Genomic DNA, 25864 nt, shown 5'->3' with positions numbered 1-25864 from the left:
GAATCGTTTGGTGATCACAAATGTTAGAGACTCTTCACTAACACGTTTATGCCCCACTTTCACTTAGTGCTTATACTCATTCACACCCTGTTCATAGGCTTTTCCCCTACTAAAAGTTGTCCATTCTTCTAATGCTGTTCGTTGTGAGCCTTCGTTTTGTATCAAGGGGGTAAATTCGACAGAACTATCAGTGACGAGTTAACCTCACTATATGTGACATATCAACTTATATTGTGAGCTAAATCGATAAAATCCTTTATGCCACCTGTTGCTAATAGATCACCTAAACATCATACTGTTTAGGTGTGAATTTAGAAAGGAATACGATGAAAGTTACACCTATTTGTTACGCTGTTCGTTGCTATTTAACTCTCTACGAAGTAACCAAGAGACGCCCGCCTCCCGGTTGTCTATGTGATGTCTTGACCCACTATTTAAACAAGGTCGAAGTTATCCACTTTGTTGAGTCACTATTAAGAAGAACGCAATCAAAAGGCATAGTTTCAAGAAGCAGTACTATTAGTATCAAAGATTGCCAAATAACAAACTGTGGTACAGCAGTAGATATGGACTCTGCTTCCTCTATTGATATCGATCATCTTGCTGTCACGAATTGTAATATGGGAATTAACGTAAAAAGTAATGCTAACGAGGAAATAGAAATGCCGCTAAACATAAAAAATAGCAATTTTAAACGAGTTGATACTGCCGTTAGAGCACCCGAAAAAATGATGGTTGATGTAGATAATTGTGATTTTGAGGATATAAAAATTGGTTTCGATTTTTACATTTCTGAGTCGGACTTATCAAAGCTTGGATTACCAAAAGACACACCTCAAGAGTTGCTTCTTGAAGTTGCTAAAATCGTTCGCGATGACAGCACTAAAGATAGCCAAACTGTAATCGACCAAATATCCCAATCAGCTTTAGTAAAATGGCTCAATGTTACTTCTGGCATTGTTACTGTAGGAACTCCGATCATTAGCAATTTGGCGACCTATTTTTCATAATTTGGATAGGTAATTCGAAGAGAAAAACAGGCTCTACTCGGAGTCTATCTAAGGCTTTACTTGCATATGTATAATGATAATAAATTTGTTTTTTATGAGAAGCAGTACTATCACGAATTGGACATGAAACAAAAAATAGACCTTAAACTACAAGCATTAATTGTCTTTGCGTTTGCTTGGTTAAACTTAACCTCATACATGGTTCAAGTAGTCGATGATAGTGGTGATCTTCTCGTTTCATACTCTTATTATTTTTTTGTTGCTATTTACCTTTTTCTTCTTGGTATGAGCCTCAGGTATTCAGTTTTTAGCTTTTATGGGAACGTATATCAATACATAGAAACCCCAAAGGTTTTTGATGATTACTATCAGGAAATGCATACCTACTATGAGAAGTATCATGACGGTGATAATCCAGCTGAACTTGAACTTAATAAATTCATTAAAGAAAACCTGATAAATTCTACGCACCATAATGCATTGTTAAATGATGCTCGCTCACAGAAGTCTTTCGAATCAACGAAATGGATGGTTATTTCATTCGTTCCATTCGTTATAGCTTTTATCATTTTTGTGTATTTCAAGCTGGATCTAACACACCCTACAAAACCTATTTTAATCGAAGAGAAAAATCTCACTGGAGCCTATAATTATGTCGAGCGACTCAACGCCACAAACACAGAAACCATCTCCGCCCCCAAAACCGTCAGGTATTAGGAGTGTAAAAAGTAATGTAGAAAAGCCGTTTTCTGCAAAGAATCCGCCACAATCCCCTAAAGGAAAGTAAAGGAATGACTGAAAAAAAACCCGCTTCTCCACCTCCTCCACCGAAGCCACCTTCGGGAGTTAGATTCGTGAAAGATGGAATACCATCAGCGCCGAAAAAGACCAAATAAAATTAGAAAGGCTCCTTCACGGAGCTTTTTTGTTACTTGATTTTTGCTATTGCCCTAGCGAGACCAAGTAAATGTGTGGAAGTCTTAATCTCTAACTCAAGCTGAATAGGATTTTCCTCACCCCAACTCATTTCGTTGGCTTGCTAGCATAAAAATTACAATTATTAATTTCTCGTTTAGCTTACTAAACACGCCACAACCCCTTCCCGCAAAGCCTTTAGGTGCTTTCACCGATCTTCCAGCCACGGAAACGTTTGTCTCCATTAAGTTCTAACGTATAACGATTAATTACACTTCTGCCCTTGTTTAACCTTTTATTGCCTCCATATTTTCCATACAATCCTAAGCGATTATAAATTAAAACAAATTCAATTTCGGAGTCCTCATGAGCGACGTAAAGCACTGTAATTTATTGATTCTTGGTTCTGGCCCTGCTGGCTATACAGCTGCAGTTTACGCTGCTCGTGCAAACCTAAACCCAGTACTTGTTACGGGTATGCAGCAAGGTGGTCAGCTTACAACCACAACAGAAGTGGAAAACTGGCCGGGAGATGCTGAAGGTTTAACGGGTCCAGCACTGATGGATCGCATGAAAGAGCACGCAGAGCGCTTTGAAACAGAGATCCTGTTCGACCACATTAACGAAGTAGACCTTTCAAACCGCCCTTTCCGTCTTAAAGGCGATTCTGGCGAGTACACGTGTGATGCGTTGATCATCTCAACGGGCGCATCGGCTAAGTACTTAGGTTTAGAGTCTGAAGAAGCATTCAAAGGCCGTGGCGTTTCTGCTTGTGCTACATGTGATGGTTTCTTCTATCGCAACCAGAAAGTCGCGGTTGTGGGTGGTGGTAACACGGCTGTTGAAGAAGCACTTTACCTGTCTAACATCGCGTCTGAAGTTCACCTAGTTCACCGCCGTGACACGTTCCGCGCTGAAAAGATTCTAGTGAAGCGTTTAATGGACAAAGTAGAGAACGGCAACATTGTTCTTCACACTGATCGCACGCTAGACGAGGTTCTGGGCGACGACATGGGCGTAACTGGCGTTCGTATTAAAGATACTCAGTCTGATAAGACAGAAGACATCGAAGTAATGGGCGCATTCATTGCTATCGGTCACCAACCAAACACTGAAATCTTCAAGGGCCAAGTGGATATGAAAGATGACTACATCATCGTTCAGTCAGGTCTTGAAGGTAACGCGACACAAACCAGCATCCCAGGCGTGTTCGCTGCAGGTGATGTAATGGACCACAACTACCGCCAAGCAATTACTTCTGCAGGCACAGGTTGTATGGCTGCATTGGATGCTGAACGCTTCCTAGATGGTCTTAACGATAAGTAAATCTGAGATTGCAGATTTGATTATCTGAACTCTCGCCTCAGTAGATGCAGGGCATCATCACAATTTGTTGTAAATCCCTAGAGCCCAGCGGTATATCCACTGGGCTTTCTTTTGTATACTACCCGCCCTCAACAAATAATAATTATCATTAAGCCTTCATAATGGATAAGAAAAAACAACGCAGCTTGAATAAGTGGCTTAAGCAACAGAGTAAGTTAGCGAAACGCTGGCTTATGATTGCGATTAGCCTTGGCGTACTTTCAAGCGTGTTTTTAATTGCTCAAGCAGCTCTTCTCGCCTCTATTCTTCACCAGCTGATCATCGAGAATGTCGATAAATCTGAACTGGTTGGTCATTTCGCAGGCTTGGCATTATCGGTCGTTGGCCGTGCTGGCTGTACATGGGGACGTGAGATCGCAGGTTATCGCTGTGGTGAACAGATCCGTGTTTACATCAGGCAACTCATCCTTGATAAGTTACGTGAGTTAGGCCCTGCTTATATCAAAGGCAAACCTGCCGGTACGTGGGCAACCCTGTTGCTAGAACAAGTAGAAGACATGCAGGACTTCTTCTCTCGTTACTTACCTCAAATGTCTTTATCGGTAATGATTCCATTCATTATTTTGGTCGTGGTATTCCCTGTAAACTGGGCAGCTGGCCTTATCTTCTTGCTGACTGCGCCACTGGTGCCGATGTTCATGGCATTGGTTGGCATGAAAGCAGCCGATGCAAACCGTAAAAACTTCAAAGCACTGCAACGTCTTTCTGGTCACTTTTACGACCGTTTGCAGTCAATGACAACCATCCGTCTATTTGACCGCACAAACGCTGAAACAGAAGTATTGAAAGGTGCATCTGAGGTGTTCAGAACGCGCACCATGGATGTATTGAAGATCGCTTTCTTGTCGTCTGCAGTACTTGAGTTCTTCACGTCTATCTCGATTGCGATGACGGCGGTTTACTTTGGTTTCACTTACATCGGCGAGCTTAACTTCGGCCACTACGGCGTTGGCATTACGCTATTCGCAGGTTTGTTTATCCTTATCTTGGCGCCAGAGTTTTACCAACCTCTGCGTGATTTAGGTACTTTCTACCACGCGAAGCAACAAGCGGTTGGCGCAGCTGAAAGTATTGTCGAGTTCCTAGAAACCGACATCACTAAGGTTAAATCAGGCGACACTCAGCTTGATCCGGCTCAAGGCATCAATATTGAAGCTCAAGATCTCAAAGTGTTAAGCCCTGAAGGTGTTCAACTGGTTGGCCCTATCTCGTTTGCACTGAATACTCGCCAATCGACTGCGTTAGTTGGTCCAAGTGGTGCGGGTAAAACAAGTTTGATCAACGCCATTCTTGGTTTCATGCCTTATGAAGGAAGCTTGAAAATCAATGGCATTGAACTGCGTGACCTAGACTTAGCCTCTTGGCGTAAAACGATTAGTTGGGTTGGTCAAAACCCGTTGCTACTGCACGGCACAATTCGTGACAACGTCACTCTAGGTAAGCACGATATCAATGACCAAGTTGTCGAGAATGCACTTGAGCAATCTTTTGCTAACGAATTCGTAAATGAGCACGGCTTGGATTACATGATTTCTGATCGCTCTGGCGGTCTGTCTGTGGGTCAATCTCAGCGTTTGGCTCTAGCTCGCGCAATGATTCAAGACGGTCAGTTCTGGTTGCTCGATGAACCCACTGCCAGCCTAGATACTCGTAGCGAACAGTTGGTAATGAAAGGCATCAATAGCAACATCGAAAGCCGCACTGCCTTACTTGTGACGCACCAACTTGCCCCGCTTCAATCGGTCGATAACATTCTGGTTATGCGCGATGGTGGTCTTGTTGAACAAGGTCATTACTCTCAGCTTTCGACTGCGGGTGGTTTATTCGAAGAGATGCTTAACGCGAACTTAGCTCAACAAGATAATAAGGGTAATTTAGATGCGTGATTTACTGCCTTACCTGAAACTCTATAAAAAGCATTGGTTTGGCCTATCGCTAGGCATGCTATTGGCTTTTGCTACTCTATCGGCTTCTATCGGCTTGTTAACGCTATCAGGCTGGTTTATTTCAGCTTCTGCGGTTGCTGGCCTTACGATTGCACGTGAAACCTTCAACTACATGCTACCAGGTGGTGGTGTACGTGGTTTAGCAATGAGCCGAACAGCGGGTCGTTGGGGTGAGCGTGTTGTGAGCCACAATGCGACATTCAAACTACTGACTGATCTGCGTATCTTCTTCTTTAAGAAGCTGGCTCCGCTGATCCCAGGTCGTATTTCAAACCTTCGTGATGCTGACCTACTGAACCGTTTGGTTGCTGATGTCGATGCAATGGACCACGTTTACTTGCGCTTAGTAAGCCCAGTGACGGTGGGTGTATTTGGGATCTTCTTCCTGACTCTGTTCTTGATGTGGTTTGATAGCTCACTAGGTTTAATCCTAGGTTCTATCCTTCTTATCATGCTGTTGGTTTGGCCAATCTTGTTCTACAAATTGGGTAAACGTAACGGTGGTGAACTGACACAGAACAAAGCTGATCTTCGTGTGACTACGTTAGATTGGATTGAAGGCTACAGCGAACTGACTCTGTTTGGTGCGGAAGAACGTTACCGTAATGCGATTCTAGAGACACAACAGAAGCTGATGGCGAATCAGTTTGTGAATGCCAACCTAACCGGTATGGCGTCAGCAGCACTGATGCTGTTCAACGGTTTGACACTTGTTCTTATGCTTTGGCTTGCGGCTGACGGTGTGGGTGGTAATGCACCAGACCCGTTCATCGCGCTAATGGCATTCGCAACCATGGCAAGCTTCGAGCTATTAATGCCAATTGCAGGTGCGTTCCAGCATTTAGGTCAAACTCTGTCTTCAGCACGTCGCTTGAACGAAGTTATTTTGTCGGAGCCTGAAGTTCAGTTTGCTGAAGAGAAACTCGACATCAACAAGCCGCTTGATATTACGTTCTCAAACGTGACGTTCAACTACCCTGACTCTGAGCGCAGTGTTCTGAACGCTGTTGACCTAACGATCCCTGCCACGCACAAGGTTGCGATTGTTGGTCAAACGGGTTCTGGTAAATCGACACTGATTCAGCTTCTAACTCGCTACTGGGACCCGAAAAAGGGTTATATCTCTATCGCGGGGATTGAGCTGACACAATGGAACGAGTCACAGCTTCGTGAATCAATCAGTGTGGTAAGCCAACGTGTCGACATTCTAAATGGTACTTTGCGTGACAACTTGTTGATTGCAAGACCAGAAGCGACCGATGATCACTTAGCGAATATCCTAAAAGACGTTGGTCTAGAAAAGCTGCTTGAGAATAACGCACTTGATAGCTGGTTAGGTGACGGTGGTCGTCAACTATCTGGTGGTGAGAAGCGCCGTATTGGCATCGCACGTGCGATTCTTCATGATGCCCCTATCCTGCTTCTCGATGAGCCAACAGAAGGCTTAGATAAGCAAACAGAACACAGCATCATGACGCTGTTCGAGAAGCACTTTGAAGGCAAGACGGTTATCTTCATTACGCACCGTTTGATTGGTCTAGAGTCGATGGATTCTATCGTTCTGATTGAACAAGGCGAGATTGTTGAAAACGGCTCTCACGAGAAGCTGTTAAACGAAGAAGGACGTTATTTCCAACTTCGTCAGGCAATCTAGCTTCCCCTTAAGCTATAAAGAAAACTATTCAAGGCCCGAGTTTATGCTCGGGCTTTTTGTTGTCTGTAATTCTCCTGAACTACACCCTTCTCCAATCAAACTTGGCCAGTCACTTACAATAAGTACTGACCTTGATGCCAATACCCAAACAGCTTAAAAACGACAAGCGAACGACCCTGCGATGGTTAAATTTATGGAGCAGTACTTCCCTACTCGTGCCAACCTTAAAGCGAAATTCCCTGGCTATCCGAATAACTAGTTAGGGATTCATAACTCTAACTAGCACGCACAAAAAAGCCGAATGTGATAATCACATTCGGCTTTTAAATTACGAGTTAGTGCTTAAAGCTTGAAGCGGCTGATTTCGCTTTCTAGCTCGTGAGACAGCTCAGAAAGTTGAGCGGCTTGCTCTGCAGCTTGGTGCGCTTCGTCTGCTAGCTCGTTAGATACGTCACGGATTCCTTCAGTATTACGAGTAATCTCAGACGTTACTGACGCTTGCTCTTCTGCAGCAGAAGCAATCTGTGTTGCCATGTCGCTGATGCGTTCAACAGCAGCATGGATTTGCGTTAGGCTTGCAGCCGCTGAGTTCGCGTCATCAACACTGGTTTCAGCAAGTGTACGGCTATCGTTCATGATGTTAACCGCTTTGCCTGTTGTACCTTGCAGCAACTCAATCGTTTGTTGAATTTCTTGCGTTGAACCGTGTGTACGTTGGCTCAGAACTCGAACTTCATCCGCTACTACTGCGAAACCACGACCTTGCTCACCGGCACGTGCTGCTTCAATAGCGGCGTTAAGTGCAAGTAGGTTCGTTTGTTCTGCAATACCTTGAATGTTAGACAAGATAGCGTTGATGCTGTTGCCGTGCTCTTCAAGCTCGAGAATCACGTTAGTTGCGATTTGAACTTCTTGAGCAAGGTTTTGGATAGAGCTTTGAGTCTGTGTTACTTGACCAGTACCGTGCTCACACGCGCCAACCGCTTCAGATGAGTTCTGTGCAGTATGGTCTGCGTTACCTGCGATCTCTTGTGTTGCTGCAGCCATTTCGTTAACGGCTGTTGCTACCATGTTGATCTCGTCTTGTTGCATTTGGATACGAGCACTACGTTCTTCAGCTTGAGAAGCCGTTTGACGTGCTTGGTTGCCTAGCGCAGCAGATACTTCGCTTAGCTTGATCACCATGGTGTGCATGTTACCCACAAAGCGGTTGAAGTTTGCTGCAAGCTGACCAATTTCGTCGTCGCTCTTAGGCTCAAGGCGTTGAGTAAGATCGCCCTCACCTGAAGCAATTTCTTCAAGTGCTGCTGAAACGCGGTTTAGGTCGCGGAATAGGAAGCTTACTAACCAAGACACGAGTACGATTACGATGAGCGTAATAACGACAGCAGTGATGATCAGCTGAGTAAGTAGCGTTGAGTGGTTCGCTTCTTCTGTTGCTTTGTCCATCTGAACCGCGAAGATCCAGTTAGTGTTAGGCACCTTCGTGAAGTAAAGCAGCTTGTCTGCGCCGCGCTCTTTGATGATCTCGATGCTACCCGTACGCACTGCGTTTTCGATGATAGGCATAGAGATATCGTTTGAAAGCTGGCTTACCGGCTTCAAGCTTAGTGCTGAATCTGGGTGTGCTAGGAATGTGCCGTCAGAGGCATCAATTAGCATTGCGTAAGCGTTGTCACCAACATCAAGGCTGATTACATCGTTAACCAACTGGTCGATCAGTACGTCTGCACCAACAACACCAACAAGTTGGCCGTTGTGGCGAACAGGTTCTGCGATCGTTACTAGAAGTGCTTTGGTGATTGCATCTTGGTAAGCCGTAGTAATGATTTGCTTACCTGCAGCGTTTGCTTCTTGGTACCAAGGACGTTGACGAGGATCGTAATCTGCACGATTACGTTCAGGATGTGAACGGTACATTCCACCTTCTGGAGTACCTAAAAAGATATCGTCAAAGCCACCCGCTACACGAGCTTGTCTAAGGAAAGGAACAACATCATCCTCTCGTGAAAAGTCATTAAATGCTGATGCGATATCAGTACGGATATCAATCCAGTTTTTAATACCTTCAGATGCTGCTTCAGATACGCTTTCAGCTCGTAGGTATACGCCATTACGAGTCTGTTCAAATAATTGGTTTGCTGACAACCAAGTCAACGCTGTAGCCATAACGACAACAGCAGATAGGCTAGCGCCTATCAACTTCTGCTTTAGTGTTAGTTTCATGTCAAAGTTTCACGAGTGGTGGGAAATCTCGCGCATACTACCCAATATTAGTATTAAATTCGAGCGATTTCACAATTTAATATTGGAATATAATTTTAAGCAAACCATAAGCTTACCTAATGTCAATTCCTTGGCTTGTCGCCAAATTTAAGGCGGCATTATCTCTACGGTTATTAGTATTTTTATCGCACTTCACATGTTAAAAAGAGACAAGAAAACACGGTAAAGAAGAAACAAAAAAGGCAGAAGAGTTTCCTCTTCTGCCTTCATATTATTTACCACTCTACTGTGTATAAATTGCAGTAGATTTCAGCTTAAAAGCCTAGCGCTTTTCTGTACGCATACCCATTAGCAAGCTCACACACATCAGTAATAGAATGATGGTGAATGGCAATGCTGTAGAGATTGCACCCGCTTGTAGAGCTTGTACTGCTTCAGTACCACCAACCCACAATAGAGCAACAGCAATAGCACCTTCTAGGAACGCCCAGAACACACGTTGAGGCACAGGCGTATCAACTTTACCACCCGCGGTGATGCTGTCGATTACTAGAGAGCCTGAGTCAGACGATGTAATGAAGAAGACTAGAACCAATACAACCGCAATGATTGAAAGCAGAGTCCCGAACGGCAGTGCATCAAACATTTGGAACATTGCTAGTGATACATCTGTTAGGCCGTCTTGACCAAGAATACCAACGTTATTCACGATTTGGTCAATCGCCATGCCACCGAATACTGACATCCAAATGATAGTCACTGTAGTCGGTACAATCAGTACTGCTGTGATGAACTCACGAACGGTACGACCTTTAGAAACACGTGCGATAAACATACCTACGAATGGAGACCATGAGATCCACCAAGCCCAGTAGAATACAGTCCAACCGTGCATCCACGTTTCATCTTCACGACCGTGAGGGTTACTCAACGGAATGATGTTTTCAATGTATGCCATCAATGTCGTTGGGATAGAACCTAAAGTCACCGCGTAGCCGATTAGAGCCACTAAGATAAGCAGTAGGAAAGCCACCAACATGTTGATGTTACTGATAACTTTAACGCCACCATCAATACCACGAAGTACTGATACTACCGCCAATAAAGTCACCGCTGTAATCACAATAACTTGCAGACCTAAGCCCGCTTCAATGCCGAATACATGCTGAATACCACTTGCCGCTTGTTGTGCACCAAGACCTAACGATGTCGCCAGACCAAATAGCGTTGCAAGTACAGCAAGAATATCAACAATGTGACCTGCCCAGCCCCAAGCTCTATCACCTAAAATTGGGTAAAAGATAGAACGGATAGAAAGAGGCAATCCCTTGTTGTAAGAGAAAAACGCAAGTGACAGTGCTACTACGCCATAAATCGCCCAAGGGTGTAGACCCCAGTGATACATGGTTGCGCCCAATGCCAGTTTTGCAGCTTCTGGTGTGTTTGGTTCAACACCTAACGGAGTTTCAAACCAACCCGTGAAGTAAGCCGCTGGCTCTGCCACACTCCAGAACATCAAGCCGATACCCATACCTGCGGCAAACAGCATCGATAGCCAAGAGAAGAATGAGTAATCTGCCGTCGCATCAACACCACCAAGGCGGATTTTGCCGTACGGAGAAACAATCAAACCTAAGCAGAAAATTACGAAAATATTACCCGACCAGATGAAAAGCCAATCAAACGAATTGATAATCTGGCCTTTAACGCCATCTAGCGCAGCCTTTGCTGAAGCGGTATCTGTAATAAGAACACCGATCAGGAACAAAGCGATAAGTCCCGCACTAATACCAAATACTGGGTTATGAACATCAAAACCCCATTTTTGGACGTTATCTTGACCGACAGTGTAATCCGTACTGTCGATACTGTATTTATCTATACCTTTAGTCATTATCCCTCTCTACGGAATTCTATTAGGGTCTATTGACCTCGTATTCCTTACTTACCTGCGACTTAATTACAAACTCGAACCTACGATCCAAGTAGTACAAGCTGTTGTCACAATAATTCAAATACTTGGATGTCTGAAGTTTAGCAGGTTAACTTGTTGTTTTCAGTAAACTAGAATCGGCTCGATGGAATTTCAAACAATATTCACGTAATTACTCAAGTTTATGACGAAAAAAAGGTCGACCCTGTCGACCTTTTTATCAAAAATACTTTTAACTCAAAGCATTTTGGTGCTTAACCAATTGATTTTCAGTTCGTAAACCTAGCAATAAGCTTAGGCACATAAGCAATAATATGAAGGCAAATGGTAGCGCCATCGATACCGTTCCAGCTTGCAGTGCTTGAATAGATTCCGTACCACCAATCCATAGTAGAACCGCTGCAATCGCGCCGCCCATCAACGCCCAAAATACACGTTGTGGAACCGGTGCATCCACTTTACCGCCAGAGGTAATGCTATCGATAACCAATGAGCCTGAATCAGAAGAGGTGATAAAGAACACCATAATCAAACCAATCGATACCACTGAAAGCACAGAGCTCATTGGCAGAGCATCGTAAGTATGGAAAAGAGAAAGTGTAATATCTTGCAGACCATTCACACCAATCTCGCCCACCTTGTTCGCCACTTGATCAATCGCGATGCCACCGAAAATAGCCATCCAGATGATGATTACTGTCGTTGGGATGAACAATACAGCAACGATGAATTCACGAATCGTTCGACCTTTAGAGATACGAGCGATGAACATGCCTACGAATGGTGACCAAGACATCCACCATGCCCAGTAGAATACCGTCCAACCTTGCATCCACGTTTCGTCATCACGACCGTGAGGATTGCTTAAGGGAATGAAGTTTTCAATGTAGCCCATTAGCGCGGTTGGGATTGCTTTAATACCCGCCATGCCACCAGCGATGGTAACGAAGATAAGTAAGCCCAAAGCAACCAGCATGTTCACATTACTCAGAAGCTTTACACCACCGTTGATGCCACGAACCACGGACATTGTCGCTAAGAAAGTAACCACAGCGATAACAATCAGCTGCATGCCAATACCGCCATCGGTACCAAATACATGGTTAATACCACTTGTTGCTTGTTGAGCACCTAAGCCCAATGAAGTTGCAAGGCCAAATAGCGTTGCAAGCACAGCGACGATATCAACAATATGACCAAACCAACCCCAAGTTCTATCACCCAAGATAGGGTAGAAAATAGAGCGGATTGATAGAGGTAAACCTTTATTGAAGGTGAAGAAGGCAAGCGCTAGAGCAACAACCGCGTAAATCGCCCAACCGTGCAGACCCCAGTTGTAGATGGTTGCACCAAGAGCCAACTTCGCCGCTTCAGGAGAGTAAGCTTCAACACCTAGTGGTGTTTCATACCAGCCAGTGAAGTAAGCTACTGGCTCAGCAACACCCCAGAACATTAAGCCAATACCCATTCCTGCGGCGAATAACATCGACATCCAAGATAGGTTTGAGTGCTCTGCTTTGGCATCATTGCCACCAATACGTATCTTGCCATACGGGGAGACAATGAGGGCAAAACAGAAAATTACGAAGATGTTTGCTGCCCACATGAAGAAACCATCGAAGTTACCAATGACTTTCCATTTGATTCCATCAAGCGCCGCTTTTGCGGTTTCAGGGTCTGCGACTAGAAGTGCCAACAGGAAGATAATGATCGCCCCTGCACTGATTCCAAATACTGGGTTATGAACATCAAAACCCCATTTCTGAACGTTATCTTGTCCTACTGTATAATCGGTATTTTCAATACTATACCTATCTTTTACAGGCTCCATGCTTCCTCTCTAATTTGCAGCGCACAGTTTGCAACATTGCATTCGGCGCTTAAATTTCGAAAAGAAGAATATCAACCTGTCGCAAAAATACTAAAAAACCTCCATAAAGGAGGCGTAAATTACACATTTAACGTTATTTAGCGTAAGATCAGTCCACAAGCCCGGAGCTGACCGCATATTTAGCAAGCTCTGCCGTAGAGTGAATATCGAGCTTATGCTTAATATTTTGCCTATGGGTTTCTACCGTTCGATAGCTGATATTCAGCGCCTTTGCGACCTCTTTACTGCTCTCCCCTTTTGCGACTAATTTCAGCACAGCCTCTTCACGTCTGCTCAATGGATTCTTGACAGATGGCGTGGGAGTAATCGGCTGAGTAAACAAATTCTGCGTGACTTTTTCACAGAAATAGGTCGATCCTTGATTGACCGTTTTGATTGCCTGTACCATTTTTTCAGCCGAAATCTCTTTCAACATGTAACCGACAGCACCCGACTGCATCACCTTCATGATGTATTCACGGTTGTTATGCATGGTCAGCATCAGGACCTTGGCTTCTGGGTCTTCTTCTTTAATCAGATGGGTGGCATCAATGCCATTCATGATAGGCATGCTGATATCCATCAACACCACATCAGGGCGCAGAGACTTAACGACCTCTACCGCTTCTAGTCCATTGCTGGCCGTACCTATCACGCTAATATCTGGCTCGAGTTCCAATCTCGCCATAAAGCCATCCAGTACCACTTGGTGATCATCAGCAATCACAACTCGAATAACTTCACTCATTCATTAATCCCTCTAGTGTCAGTAACACTGTAATTTCCGTTCCGAGGCCAATCTCACTCATCAATTCAAAGTCACCACCGATGAACTCCACTCGCTCTCTCATGTTACGCAGCCCGATCCCTCGTTTTTCCATCGCTTTATAGGTGTTGAAACCGACACCGTTATCTTGAATCAGTAGTTGCAACACATTACCAATTTGCTGAGCGATAACCGTTACTTTGGTCGCTTGCGCGTGTTTCTCGATATTATTCAGCGACTCTTGCACCACTCGATACAAGGTTGTCGCAGCCTCAGATTTCAACTTACCCTGTTGAGTGCTAAACAAGGTTTCTACTTCAATACCCGAATGCGCCTGAAAATCTAACAGTAATGAAGACAATGCCGCTTCTAAGCCTATGTCATCCAATGAACTTGGACGAAGTTGATGCGAGATGTGCCTCACTTCTTCGATCGCTCGCATCAGTGAATGCTGCGACTTATTCAAATGTGCTTTAAGGTCTTCATTTTGTAGCTTATTACCGAGCAGTTCCAAATGGCAACGACTCGACACTAATAATTGGTTAATACCATCATGCAACTCACGCGCTAGATGCTTCTTCTCGTCTTCTTGGAACATCACCGTCTTATGCGCCAGCTCCTTTAAGTTGTTATCAGCAATCCGATGTTCATGCATGTTAATAGCCAAGGTCAGCACGATGATGACCGCGACCGTTACGCTCAAAATCACCACAATCGAAAAGAACGTGGTTTCAATATTCTTATTTATCGCAGCCTGCATCGAAGCCACTTCTTGGTGTACGTCTTCAATATACAAGCCGGTGCCAATCATCCAGTCCCAACGCTCTAACCAAGCGGCGTAGCTCAGCTTAGACACCACCTCACCCGTCGAAGGCTTTTGCCACAAATACTGGTGAAACCCGCCTCCGGTTTGCGCTTCTCTTAACAGAGCCTCTATCAGAAAATCGCCATCTTCATCTTGCAGTTGGAGTAGGTTTTGGCCTATCAATTCTGGCTGAATTGGATGAACCAAGTTGGTCCCGTGGCGATCGTATGCGAAGAAGTACCCATCAGAGCCATATCTAAGTTTAGACAATATGGTTCGAACTTTTTTTTTGGCTTGGGCTTCTTGGATATTTGGATCGTTATAGACGTGTTCTATGGCGTCGAACGCGAGATCAACCGTGTCTTTGAGGGCGTTTTCACGCGACTTGATTAGGCTGTCTCTAAAGATCTCGACTTCTTTAGCGCCTAACGTCTTAGTCTGGTGCAGCGAGATCCAACTAATACTCGCCGTTACCAGCAGCAACGGGAGCAACGTCAGCAAAATCAGCTTGGCTTTTAGAGGCATTCCTTTCCCTCACAAAAAACGGCTTACTGAACATCAATAAGCCGTTTTACTTTAGCAATTTATAGATAGCCGTTGAAACATATCATTCACATTCTTGGCTTCACTCACATTCCATAGAAAGATGGGAAAGCGAGAAGTGATCCAAGTACGAGGATTTGAATCAGAATGAACGGCATCACACCTCGGTAGATGTCCTTAGTCGTCACGCCTTTAGGTGCTACGCCTTTTAAATAGAACAAACTAAAACCAAATGGCGGCGTTAAGAAGGAAGTTTGTAGGTTCATCGCAATAAGGATAGCGAACCATGTCATGTTGATGCCCATCAGTTCAGCAACTGGCGCAATGATCGGCACGATGATGAAACAGATCTCTACGAAGTCGATGAAGAAACCCAGAATCAGAATCACCAGCATGGTAATGATCAGGAAGCCCCATTTTTCACCTGGCAGTTGTAGCATCCACTCTTCAACCAGATAGTCGCCACCAGTGTAGGTAAACGCCATTGAGAATGCCGTTGCACCCAACAAGATAGCAAATACCATCGCCGTTACTTTCACCGTCTCTTTCGACGCCTCGTACACCATCGACCAACTAAATTGACCGTAAAGCAGTGCAAGTATCATCGCACCCGCGCCACCTAATGCGGCTGACTCTGTTGGCGTAGCAACACCTGCGAAGATAGAGCCCAGTACAACAATGATTAACGCTAGAGGCGGAAGAATCGCTTTCAGTGCATTAAACACTTCCTGCTTACGGCTGATGGAGTCATCACGTTCAATAGGTTGAGCCGCTTCAGGGTGTAGCTTTGCGTATATCAAGATATAAACGATGTACGCGCCGACCAGCATCACGCCCGGCCAAATCGCCGCTTGGAACAAGTCGCCTACAGGAACACCTAGAACATCACCCAATAGAATCAATACGATGGAGGGTGGAATGATCTGCCCTAGCGTACCAGACGCACAAATAGTGCCGCAGGCTAAGCCTTTGTCGTAATCGTACTTGAGCATTACAGGTAGGGAGATAAGTCCCATAGCAACAACAGAAGCACCAACCACGCCAGTAGAAGCCGCAAGTAGTGAACCTACTAATACGGTTGAAATCGCGATACCACCACGAACGCCGCCAAACAGTCGCCCCATAGACTCAAGCAACTGCTCAGCAAGCTTGGTCTTTTGTAGAACGAGCCCCATAAAAACAAACAATGGAACGGCCATCAGAACCGTGTTTTCCATAATGGATTGAATTCGATATGGCATGAAGGCAAACATTTCAATGCCCTCAGCCCAAACACCAAAGATTAACGCGATACCACCAAAGGTAAACGCCACTGGGAAGCCAAGTAAAAGCGCAAACAAGGCTACGAAAAACATTACTATTCCAATCATGTTCAGCCTCTACTTGTTTTTTGTATGAATATTGTTTGCATGGATAAGATGCGGATTAAAAATCTTATTCAGTGAATGCAGGATCAAACCTACGCCACTGAGTGCCATCAAAAAGAATGACAGCGGGATCATAGCTTTGATGATCCAGCGATACGGCAGGCCACCGGGATCGCCTGAGGTTTCACCCAGTTCATAACTCTCTTTGGCAACATCGATACCAAACCAAGCCACCAGCAGGCAAAACGGAAGTAGAAAGATAAGCGTGCCAAGCAGGTCAATAATCGCTTGTGCTTTAAAGCTCAGTTGCTCATAGAACACGTCAACTCGAACATGGCCACCAGCCTTGATGGCATAAGGAACACCGAGTAGGAAAACGGCTGAGAAGAGGTGCCATTCCATCTCTTGGAAGGCGATAGAGACATCGTTGAAGGCATATCTCATGACAACGTCATACACGACGTTGGCGATAAGTAAAATAAACAACATACTGGAAAGCCATCCCAGTGCGTCACCGATACGATTAAACAGGCGTTCAATATAAATTAGACTTCGCATTCCCGACTCCATGGAATTTGAAAAGACATCGCGCAGCTGAGGTAACGAGCTGTAGGACGTAGAAAAGGTTCTTGAGCGTAATACAGGATTTATCCTGCTTAGTTATTATGTTTTAAATGAACCCTCGGCTTATTCACTCTTAAATACTCAATAAGAAAAGCTTCGGGTTCATTTAGATTCAGTTCAACAACTGTCGATTATTTCGCTTGGCTATTTAGATAAGCTCTATGTGAAATATCCGTCCATGAACGTACTTGCTCTAGGTAGCTTGCTTGTGAAGCTTGAATCTCTTTTGCTAGCTCATCTTTCTCAGCATGTGCAGCCAGTAGGCGATCGTTCGCTTCTTTCAGAGCAGACATAACCTCTGGTGGGAAATCTTTCACTTGTACATCTGGGTATTCTGTCTTCATTGAAACCCAGTTCTTACCACTTTCGTGCGTTGCTTGTGTGTACATGTCGTAAGCCGCAGTACGCATTGCAACACGTAAGATTTCTTGTAGGTCTTCAGGCAGCTTGTTCCATGTACGCTTGTTCACTAGGAATTGAAGCTCTGAACCCGGCTCGTGCCAACCTGTGTAGTAGTAAGGCGCGATTTTGTGGAAGCCCATTCGTAAATCCAGCGATGGACCTACCCACTCTAGTGCATCAATCGTGCGACGCTCTAGAGACGTGTAAAGTTCACCTGGGGCAATGTTCGTCGGTTTAGCACCTAGCTCAGCAAGAATCTCGCCTGCAAAGCCCGGGATTCGCATTTTCAGACCTTGTAGATCTTCAACGCTGTTGATCTCTTTTTGAAACCAACCCCCCATCTGGATATCCGTGTTACCACCAGGGAAAGACATCAAGTTATGTGGAGAGTAAACCTGCTCCATTAACTCCATACCACCACCGTGATAGAACCACGCGTATTGTTCTGCTGGCGTCATACCGAAAGGCATAGAAGTGAAGTAAAGAGTGTTTGGAACTTTACCTTTCCAGTAGTAAGAGCCTGAGTGACCCATGTCGTATTGACCAGACTTAACCATGTCAAAAACGCCAAGAGGTGCTTTGTGTTTGTTTGCTGAATCGATTCTGATTTGCAGTCGACCATTCGACATCTTCTCAGCCATCGCCGCCATGTTTTTGGTTGCATCACCGAAAACTGGGAAGTTTGGTCCCCAAGTTTCCGCAAGTTTTAAACGGTAAACCTTATCAGCGGCTGTAGCACCAGTAGCGACCAAAGCTAAACAAGCCGCAGCAGTTACTGCAACGTTTTTAAAAACTCGTGTGAGGGAGTTAGAAATGAGACTCATGTTCACGTCCTTTGTTGGGTTAACACTCTTTCTATGAGCATTTTTTATGATTCAACATAAGAGTGCACCGTGATGAGGCAACAAGATATCAGGGAGAGCACGCACGCATGGCGTTAACAAAGTTACGTATTAGACCAAAGGATTAAGTAGAACTACGTAGGAGATGATTGAATAGTGTCGATTTCAAAGGAGTTTGGATATTCACCAAGGCAATGCGTATTGATAAATACCTAAGTATTAATAATTAAATACTCTTAACAATTGATTGCCATTTCGTGATGAAGCTCTATTCATTGCTGTATTTTAGGGGAAAAAATCAAGGCTTTGCTCTCTTGATCTACCTAGCTAACGCCCTAATTTAGTGCTTGCTGATTCGAAGCTCTGACACGAGACAACACTAATCAGTTAAGCCGTATATCGAATTGGAATTGAGATTATAGAGCCTAGGTTTAGGCTTGGATTTGGGCTCGGACTTGGCATAATGTGCCAGATACAAAAAAGCCTCGAAAATCGAGGCTTAAAAACTTAACGAAGCGAATGTAATCCCACAGGATTAGATAGCTTTGTAGATAACCTTGTTACCTGCTAGCTGCTCTTTCGCTACTAGGTTTTCTTCAAGAAGTTTTTTCAATGCGCCTGTTGCCCATGAAGCTGCTTTCGCGTCTTCTTGACCAGCTTCTAGGCCGATACCTTTAGGGTTAATGCCTTCAGCATTGCTAACAACGATGTCTAGAACTTGTTGTTGCTTAGGAGTCAGTGCTACTGCAACTTCTTTAGTTGCTGCTACTGCTTTCTCTACCGCTGGTTTTGCTGCTACAGTTTTTTCTGCTACAACTTTCTCTGCGACAGGCTTCGCTTTTTTCGGCGTTGCCACTGCTTTAACTACAGCCGCTTTAGTGCGTTTCTGCAGTTTAGCCTGCACCTTACGCTTATGAGCAAGTCTCATTGAATATTTCTCCAGTTCACTGCTCTTTTCGCAGTGGTGAAAATTTGAAGCGCGATTTATACCAAAAAACAGGAGCTATTTGTAGAGTGAAGCGTCGAAAGTCGACGAAAAATACCGATATTGTCTACTAGCGTCTATTATTTAAACATCGACTTATCAATTCAGGGTCATATACACTGGTTATCCATCCAGACAAAAATATGAAAACTTGGTGTTACCTATGGACACTCGTCACCTTAGTAATTTCTCTTTGCCTTCATTCACTCGCTCGTACCGTATCCTCGCCATTATTTTAGGCTTCATTTGCTTGATCGTTTCGCTCTACAGTGACAATCCAAAGTTACTGATCGTGGGTGCTTTTTGCAGTATTGCGCTTCTGGGAACTGGCTACTATTTGATGCTGCGCAGCCGAGTGATGTTCACACTTACCCCGACTCATTTTCAGCAGCACTTTTACAAAGGGGGTTGGGTTTTAAAATGGAGTAACATCCAAAAAATTGGTCTTTGCACTTATGAACAAGATGGTTGGCATCAACCTCTGCCCTGGGTCGGAATTAAAGTAAAAGATTACTCGCCCTACCTCGATTCGACTTGCCCTAAAATAACTTGTGAATTATTGCTCAGCCAACGAGCACTTTTGTACTTAGGAGCCAAACAAGCAGGCAAAGAGTCCAACTTTGAGGATATGGTTCTCGACTCATCGCATTACCATGCGCGTTGTACTGAAAGTGGCTGTGTCGAACTAAGCCAATACAAAGAGTCGCAGAATACCGACAACGTGAATTTCAACGATAACCAATCACAGGACAACCTTGATTCACCGAATGAGACAAACAGTCCAAACGCGGTGATTAAAAACTATTCTGGATTGCAGGCGATGCTTGCCAACAGAATGAAATATCAAAGGGGCTTCCACGGTTATGACATTTTCATATCAACCCATGATTTGAATATGAGTGGAGAAGAGTTTGTGGGGCTGGCTCGACGCTACTTGGCTGCCGCTGAACGTCTTTCTGATTAAGGTTTACCAGTAAGTTCACACACAATAAAAAAGCTTAGCTTTCAGGACAAAAGCTAAGCTTCATTTTCAATCAATCGACACAAATAATCGGTTGGAAAATCAAAGATTTAATTAGTACAGAGGCATTTCATCTGCGACGAACGGGTTTGATGCACGCTCGCGACCGAATGTCGATTCAGGACCATGGCCCGGAACGAATGTTACGTCACTGCCTAGTGGCCAAAGCTTAGTCTTGATTGAAGCGATAAGCGTATTGAAGTCACCTTGTGGGAAGTCAGTACGGCCAATTGCGCCGTTAAACAACACATCACCCACAAACGCTAAACGAGCTTGCTCACTGAACAGTACAACGTGACCTGGCGTGTGGCCCGGCGTGTGAATCACATCAATCACTTGATTACCAAAAGTGACTTTGTCGCCCTCTTCTAACCAAGTGTTTGGTTCAAAAGCTTTACACAGTGGGAAACCAAACATCTGACTTTGATTCTCTAGACCTTGTAGCCAGAAGTTGTCTGCCTTATGCGGGCCCACAATTTCAACCTTCAAGATCTCAGCAAGTGGTACCGTACCGCCAACATGATCTAAGTGACCGTGCGTCAGTACCAAGTTCACAACCTTAACACCGAGTTCTTCAATGATAGCCGCGAGTTGTTGAACATCACCGCCCGGATCGACAACGATGCCTTCCATGGTTTCATCACACCACACAATCGAGCAGTTCTGAGAAAAAGAGGTAACAGGTACAACTTGATACTTAAGAGACATATACAAACCTTAAAGAGCGAATCTGGTGAACAACTCGAATATCGCTATGTTATTGGCAACAAACCCAACAATAACAAACTAAACAGCAACAAACTGAGCAGCAATAAACCGAATTATTAGAACAAACTGAAATTTGGGCAAACTATGACATTGGATGTCTACTTTGACAAGTGCCTACCGTATCACTCAATAACTCAGCTTAGCTCTACCAGCTGCGAACTGGACCAGTATCAATGTGGATGAAGTTACTACGAGCGTAATAACCAACACCACCTGCTTGCAGACTTTTAGCTACGTCTCTCAGTTCCTTTAAATCAACACCATCGATACGAAAATCGATCGCTTTACCAAGCATGTGATAGCTCTTTTTAGCGACACCACTCGACTTAGAGCGCAACGCTTCGTTGGTTGCTGGAGAGCGGTAGCCAGAGATGATTTGAACTTCTTTTTGAATACCCAGTACATTTTGAATCTGAGTGATCTGATCAAACAGGTTCTTATCCATTGGATGAATCTCATTGCGGCGGAAGTCACGACATAGTTTGCTAAGGCGTGCCATTTCGTCACCGACATAGTTAGTGCCATCGAAATAACAAGTCTCTAAACGTTCACCAGTGTGAAGATTGTTCATGCTAATCGTTCTTGGTTGATCAGGGTATGAAGCAAAAGCGATAGAAGGAGTAAGAGAGGCGACAACGGCAGTACCACCAGCGTAAGTCAGAAACTGACGGCGTGAAAATAAACTTTGAGACATACAGCAAAAAACCAATTAGATCGAACGAAAAATGCACGATACATAATGGCATTTGCTGCGTCAACGTACAAAAACCGCGCAAAACGTTAGTATTTGTAACCTTTGCACGGTTAGTTATTGATACTCATTATAATTTTATCAATAGAAGCTTGGTTGTCATTTTTCAGTCAAGATCACCTTTCTTGACCATATTTCAATCAACCGCCCTCTTTATCATATTGGTAGATATCACCGCGGTATTGTATGCCGCCCTCTTCAAACAACACGGTTTGATAGATGATATGCACTGGAATCCGCTTCTTGAGGCGAACCTTAGTATTCGGAGCGAGGTCAGCATTTTGGTTCGGGACTTTCCTTACCTTAGTGGCAAACAATAACTCAGCCAGTTCTTCTGCGTGTTCAACACGTATGCAACCTGAGCTATAAGCACGGAAGTCGTCATTAAACAGGCCTTTACTTGGTGTATCGTGCAGGTAAATGGCTCGCTTATTAGGTGTGTTGAACTTATACAAACCTAATGCATTTCGCGAGCCAGCCTGCTGACGCATCCGATATGGAAACGAATTGAAGTTGATTGTCTGCCAATCGATCTCTGTGGTGTCGACCGTTTCCATTGAACGCCAACCGTCAATCACTTGGAAGTTGTTCGTTTCAAGGTAGCTTTCGTCCGCTTTTACTTTAGGCAGTATGTCTTTGACCATGATTTTCCATGGCACATTCCAAGTCGGGTTTAGAATGACAGAATCTAGGTTTATCTCTAAAAGCGGTGTTTTTCGCGATTTTCTTCCCACGACGACTTTAGACTCAAACACCTCTTCGCCATCTTCCCAGTACTTCATGTCAAAACTCGGCACGTTAACGACGATGAGAGAATCTCGGTCTCTTGGCCACAAACGAACACGTTCAGCATTCAGAGCCAATGAGGTTAATCGATCATCAAAGCCCATATTGATCCATTTGATCGTGTCTGGCCCGATGATCCCATCATCCGTAAGACCGTGCATGCGTTGGAAAGATTTAATCGCCTTTTGCAGATCTCGATCGAACTTGGGAAAATCGACCGCGATCATCGAGGTATCAACACCAACCAAAGCAATGCGCTCAACAAGAACCGTCTTGTCTGAAAGCTCGTCACCCAAGCGCTTCAAACCTTTCTGTCTATATCGTTCAATATTGAGTTCAGAGGCGGTTTCTAACACCGAATAGGTTGCTTTGAATTGGTCAAAATCCCCAACAGGCGGCGCGTAAGACAACACCATCTCCAATAAGTAATCATTGGCAACGCTGCTTTTTAAGCTCATCAGAATATGCGGAGAAGGCGCAGGTAATTTGGAATGCAACTTGCCCGAGAAGTACCAATCTTTACCGGCAAGCGGCGCATTTTCAACGTAGCTCAGGTAGTAGATAAAAGTATCGGTAAGTAATATGTCCAACTCTTGCCATTGAGCATGGGATTGATAGTGACGGATTTGCTTGAGTTGTCGCTCGAAGAGTGGTGCCATTTGCGCTTGTTCAAGAAGCGACAATTGGAACTCAAACGCTTTAACCAGCTCAGGAGAATCCCAAAGGATAGGCAGAGAAGTGTCTTGATAGATACTCTGTGTGAGCTCTGGATATATAAGCATGAAAGAGAGTTCTGATTCCGCCGGAATGAAACGGCTCTCGTCAGAACTCGCATAGCTCCATGCATGCACGGAAACTAACACCAATAATCCACAGAAGTATTTTGCTAACATGCTTAACTCCGTCACCAGCAATTCCATAAGTATGGCAAAGAAACGGGAGTAAGCATGTTATTTTTTAAGGGATTTATGAATCAGATTGCACTCCAGTGATTATCCCACTGGACCGATGATTGCTGAGTTGATTTCTCATAAGGCTTGCGCTGGCTAACCACACTGCCCGCCCCAGAGCTTAATCGAAACTCACCATCAAACAGCACAGCACCAGAAGCGTCAGATAATGCAGACAGTTCTACTAATTCTTTGGTCTCTTTCGACCAAATACCGTAGCAATTGCCTCTTGGCGAAGTCGCAATAATCCAATCGTCTGACGCCGCAATACTGGCGATATAGTGATTGAACCTTGCCCATTGCTCAGGCTCTGCGTTCAGTGATTCAAACTGGCCGCCTTTAGCATGCATCGCCAATAGCGAAGGATACTCATCTGGTTCACCACGATATTGCTGGCCACAAAGTACCGTTTCAGCACCATCATGGGCTAAATGTCGAATGCTCAGCTTCTTATCCAACAATTCAACCTGATCAAGTAACACACCTTCAGGAGAAACATAACTCAAGCTCGGCAGCATCGAATCGAGGTTTTTCGGTGTTCTACCATCAGTATGAACGCCACCAACGCCGATCGCGAGATTACCATCCGGCATGATGATCACTTCATGTGGGCCGATACCGAAACCAGTGAACTCTTCGACCTTACGATAGCCTTGCGCGACATCGTAAACGCCAATCACACCTTGGCTGCTGTCCGTTTTCCCTTCAGTGGCATACAGTAACTTGCCATCTAATGAGTAAACGCCATGACCATAGAAGTGACGGTTGTTACCTTTCACGACCATTTTGATCTGCTGACCGTTTTTATAGTCAAACACCATAAAATAGTCACCAGGACGACGAGCAAACACCACCGCATGTGATGAGGTTGGGCAAATCGCGACGCCATGACCACGATTAGGGATGGGAAGTTGGCTCAGTGGCATGCCAAATTCGTCAGCCACAACTGCAGAATATTGACCACGACCATTAAGCGCACAGCCAATCAGTTGGGGATCGTTCGACGCACTCACCCCATCCTTTCGAGTCGCACACCCAAACGGAAGCAATGGAACAGCTGCACAACCCAGTGCAGCCTTGAGTAACGATCTTCTCGTATTATCAGTCACCATCGGTAGCATTAAATCCTATTACCACGCCAAGCTCTATCGCTACTTCTTCATGAATCAGGTACTTCAAACGTTCTAGTTTGTTGTATTGAGTCAGCACCTCTCGGTAGCCCTCTTTGCTCTGTAATAGAGTAAACAAGCTAGAGTCTGTAGGCCAAGTATCTAAGGTTAGCGTGAACTGGGCAGCTACACGATCGGCAAGGTCATTTAAGCCCTTTTCTCTCAATAAACCATCAAGACCATTACCATCTGCTAAGTACAATTTCTCTAGCGCCGCTACGTTCGATTTCAGCTGAGTCATTGAGGTTTGAGCGCGCCATGATTCCGAGAAGTAAGGGCGTGGATGACCAATTTTAGCCATCGGACGACTCAGTTTTTTCATGCTGTAATCAAGTTGATTGGTCAACAAAGCGATGTACTCCGATTCCCAACGCATCTCGTCCAGTGCTAACCACGGGTTAACCTGCCAAGCTTCAGCAATAGAGGCCGATTTCATCGCCAGGTTTTGTGCGATAGCTTGTGAAGATAGACAACCTGAAGCTTTGTCTTGAAGCAATGGAGATTGCTCGTCGTACAGAGACCACTCCAAGGCGCCAAGCCCTTGAACAGTCACACTCTGCTGTGCGATTTCATCTTGTGACCAAGCTTTATCTTGCTGAGTCAGTTGACGCATTTTTAGACCTGTGGTGTTCTTTTTGTCTGGCCAAAACTGAACATTCCAGCTCTGTTCCAATGCCGCTGTTGGGCCTCTTTCTTGTCCTTGCAGTGCCATCCAGCTGTTCATGGTGAGCTGCCACTGATTTTCCAACGCATCCAGCTCAATATTGTTGGTTTCACAGTAACCCTGCATCAAGACTTCCAGCTCACCGGCTTGCTTAGCGAATAGCACGGCTGAATCAAACTCTTGTTGATACACGCTACGGCTGATATGAGCAGTCGTGTCTGCTTGATAAGAGACACCGTTAACCTCAGATGAAACGGCTTGCTCACCCGATGATTGGCAGCCTGCCATGATTAATACCGACAAAGGCATTAACAAAAATTTATGTGTCATGCTGTTACCTTACTTCCTAATTTTTCTTTTAATTATATGAGTTCATTAAATACGAAACGACCGCTGGCCTCGTATTCCTACAAGTTCAGCGGTGCTAAGTGGTTTGATAGCGGCTTTCTTAAGCCATTAGCCGTTAACTAAACTGAATTCA

20 protein-coding genes and 1 pseudogene are annotated in these 25864 nt (G+C 44.6%); 6 read left to right on the top strand and 15 right to left on the bottom strand.

What is annotated here, in order from left to right; all coding sequences use genetic code 11:
- Positions 1-326: 326 nt before the first annotated feature.
- Together AB4351_RS08100 and AB4351_RS08095 are read left to right on the top strand one after the other, a co-directional pair.
- Entirely contained in the window at positions 327-1010 is a 684-nt protein-coding gene (locus AB4351_RS08100; protein ID WP_372125610.1) for a hypothetical protein, read from the top strand.
- Positions 1011-1133: 123 nt separating this feature from the next.
- Positions 1134-1727: a hypothetical protein gene (locus AB4351_RS08095; protein ID WP_372125607.1), complete on the top strand. Its 594-nt coding sequence runs from the start codon at positions 1134-1136 to the stop codon at positions 1725-1727.
- A 211-nt stretch (positions 1728-1938) separates the two neighbouring features.
- On the opposite strand, the pseudogene AB4351_RS08090 reads toward AB4351_RS08095, so the two are convergent.
- Positions 1939-2013: pseudogene (locus AB4351_RS08090) on the bottom strand (regulator); the annotation flags it as partial.
- Between the two features lie 278 nt (positions 2014-2291).
- On the opposite strand from AB4351_RS08090, the gene trxB reads away from it, so the two are divergent.
- The 3 genes from trxB (at position 2292) to cydC (ending at position 6911) form a co-directional block, all read left to right on the top strand.
- Complete coding sequence (gene trxB, locus AB4351_RS08085; protein WP_050052961.1) at positions 2292-3251, top strand: thioredoxin-disulfide reductase; 960 nt, start codon at positions 2292-2294, stop codon at positions 3249-3251.
- Positions 3252-3412: 161 nt separating this feature from the next.
- Complete coding sequence (gene cydD / locus AB4351_RS08080; RefSeq protein WP_372125605.1) at positions 3413-5197, top strand: heme ABC transporter permease/ATP-binding protein CydD; 1785 nt, start codon at positions 3413-3415, stop codon at positions 5195-5197.
- Entirely contained in the window at positions 5190-6911 is a 1722-nt protein-coding gene (cydC, locus tag AB4351_RS08075; protein WP_372125603.1) for a heme ABC transporter ATP-binding protein/permease CydC, read from the top strand. The genes cydD and cydC overlap by 8 nt, the downstream gene beginning before the upstream one ends.
- Before the next feature lie 342 nt (positions 6912-7253).
- Here the strand turns inward: cydC and AB4351_RS08070 are convergent, their stop codons facing one another.
- From AB4351_RS08070 to AB4351_RS08030, 9 genes are all read right to left on the bottom strand, one after another.
- Positions 7254-9137 carry a methyl-accepting chemotaxis protein gene (locus tag AB4351_RS08070; RefSeq protein ID WP_017070254.1) on the bottom strand — a complete coding sequence of 628 codons (1884 nt, stop codon included), beginning with the start codon at positions 9135-9137 and terminating at the stop codon, positions 7254-7256.
- A 322-nt stretch (positions 9138-9459) separates the two neighbouring features.
- Positions 9460-11031 (bottom strand): BCCT family transporter, encoded by a 1572-nt coding sequence (locus tag AB4351_RS08065; RefSeq protein ID WP_017060963.1) that lies wholly within the window; start codon positions 11029-11031, stop codon positions 9460-9462.
- A 271-nt stretch (positions 11032-11302) separates the two neighbouring features.
- Positions 11303-12901, bottom strand: a complete 1599-nt coding sequence (locus tag AB4351_RS08060; RefSeq protein ID WP_372125602.1) for a BCCT family transporter — start codon at positions 12899-12901, stop codon at positions 11303-11305.
- A 148-nt stretch (positions 12902-13049) separates the two neighbouring features.
- Positions 13050-13688, bottom strand: coding sequence for a response regulator transcription factor (locus AB4351_RS08055; protein WP_017060961.1), 639 nt, complete (start codon positions 13686-13688; stop codon positions 13050-13052).
- Positions 13681-15036, bottom strand: a complete 1356-nt coding sequence (locus AB4351_RS08050; protein WP_019821218.1) for a cache domain-containing protein — start codon at positions 15034-15036, stop codon at positions 13681-13683. Before AB4351_RS08050 ends, AB4351_RS08055 begins: the two co-directional genes overlap by 8 nt.
- A gap of 104 nt (positions 15037-15140) precedes the next feature.
- Positions 15141-16424, bottom strand: coding sequence for a TRAP transporter large permease subunit (locus AB4351_RS08045; RefSeq protein WP_372125600.1), 1284 nt, complete (start codon positions 16422-16424; stop codon positions 15141-15143).
- A 9-nt stretch (positions 16425-16433) separates the two neighbouring features.
- Positions 16434-16979, bottom strand: a complete 546-nt coding sequence (locus AB4351_RS08040) for a TRAP transporter small permease subunit (protein ID WP_017060958.1) — start codon at positions 16977-16979, stop codon at positions 16434-16436.
- A 197-nt stretch (positions 16980-17176) separates the two neighbouring features.
- Entirely contained in the window at positions 17177-18271 is a 1095-nt protein-coding gene (locus tag AB4351_RS08035; RefSeq protein ID WP_017060957.1) for a TRAP transporter substrate-binding protein, read from the bottom strand.
- Between the two features lie 553 nt (positions 18272-18824).
- Positions 18825-19217 carry a hypothetical protein gene (locus AB4351_RS08030; RefSeq protein WP_017060956.1) on the bottom strand — a complete coding sequence of 131 codons (393 nt, stop codon included), beginning with the start codon at positions 19215-19217 and terminating at the stop codon, positions 18825-18827.
- A gap of 220 nt (positions 19218-19437) precedes the next feature.
- On the opposite strand from AB4351_RS08030, the gene AB4351_RS08025 reads away from it, so the two are divergent.
- The gene (locus AB4351_RS08025; protein ID WP_372125598.1) at positions 19438-20238 is read left to right on the top strand and encodes a DUF2982 domain-containing protein; all 801 of its coding nucleotides are present in this window, start codon (positions 19438-19440) and stop codon (positions 20236-20238) included.
- Positions 20239-20349: 111 nt separating this feature from the next.
- Here the strand turns inward: AB4351_RS08025 and AB4351_RS08020 are convergent, their stop codons facing one another.
- The 5 genes from AB4351_RS08020 to AB4351_RS08000 form a co-directional block, all read right to left on the bottom strand.
- Positions 20350-21003 (bottom strand): MBL fold metallo-hydrolase, encoded by a 654-nt coding sequence (locus tag AB4351_RS08020; protein WP_017060954.1) that lies wholly within the window; start codon positions 21001-21003, stop codon positions 20350-20352.
- A 205-nt stretch (positions 21004-21208) separates the two neighbouring features.
- Positions 21209-21757 carry a YcbK family protein gene (locus AB4351_RS08015; protein ID WP_017060953.1) on the bottom strand — a complete coding sequence of 183 codons (549 nt, stop codon included), beginning with the start codon at positions 21755-21757 and terminating at the stop codon, positions 21209-21211.
- A 197-nt stretch (positions 21758-21954) separates the two neighbouring features.
- Entirely contained in the window at positions 21955-23493 is a 1539-nt protein-coding gene (locus tag AB4351_RS08010; protein WP_372125596.1) for a murein L,D-transpeptidase, read from the bottom strand.
- Positions 23494-23573: 80 nt separating this feature from the next.
- Positions 23574-24662 (bottom strand): DUF1513 domain-containing protein, encoded by a 1089-nt coding sequence (locus AB4351_RS08005; RefSeq protein WP_372125595.1) that lies wholly within the window; start codon positions 24660-24662, stop codon positions 23574-23576.
- The gene (locus AB4351_RS08000) at positions 24652-25713 is read right to left on the bottom strand and encodes an imelysin family protein (protein ID WP_372125593.1); all 1062 of its coding nucleotides are present in this window, start codon (positions 25711-25713) and stop codon (positions 24652-24654) included. Before AB4351_RS08000 ends, AB4351_RS08005 begins: the two co-directional genes overlap by 11 nt.
- Positions 25714-25864 lie beyond the last annotated feature (151 nt).

The organism is Vibrio sp. 10N.261.51.F11 (assembly GCF_041471665.1).
GTDB classification, from domain to species: Bacteria; Pseudomonadota; Gammaproteobacteria; order Enterobacterales; family Vibrionaceae; genus Vibrio; species Vibrio crassostreae_C.
The sequence above is the reverse complement of the archived record's forward strand: the minus strand, read 5'-3'. Positions and strand labels throughout refer to the sequence as shown.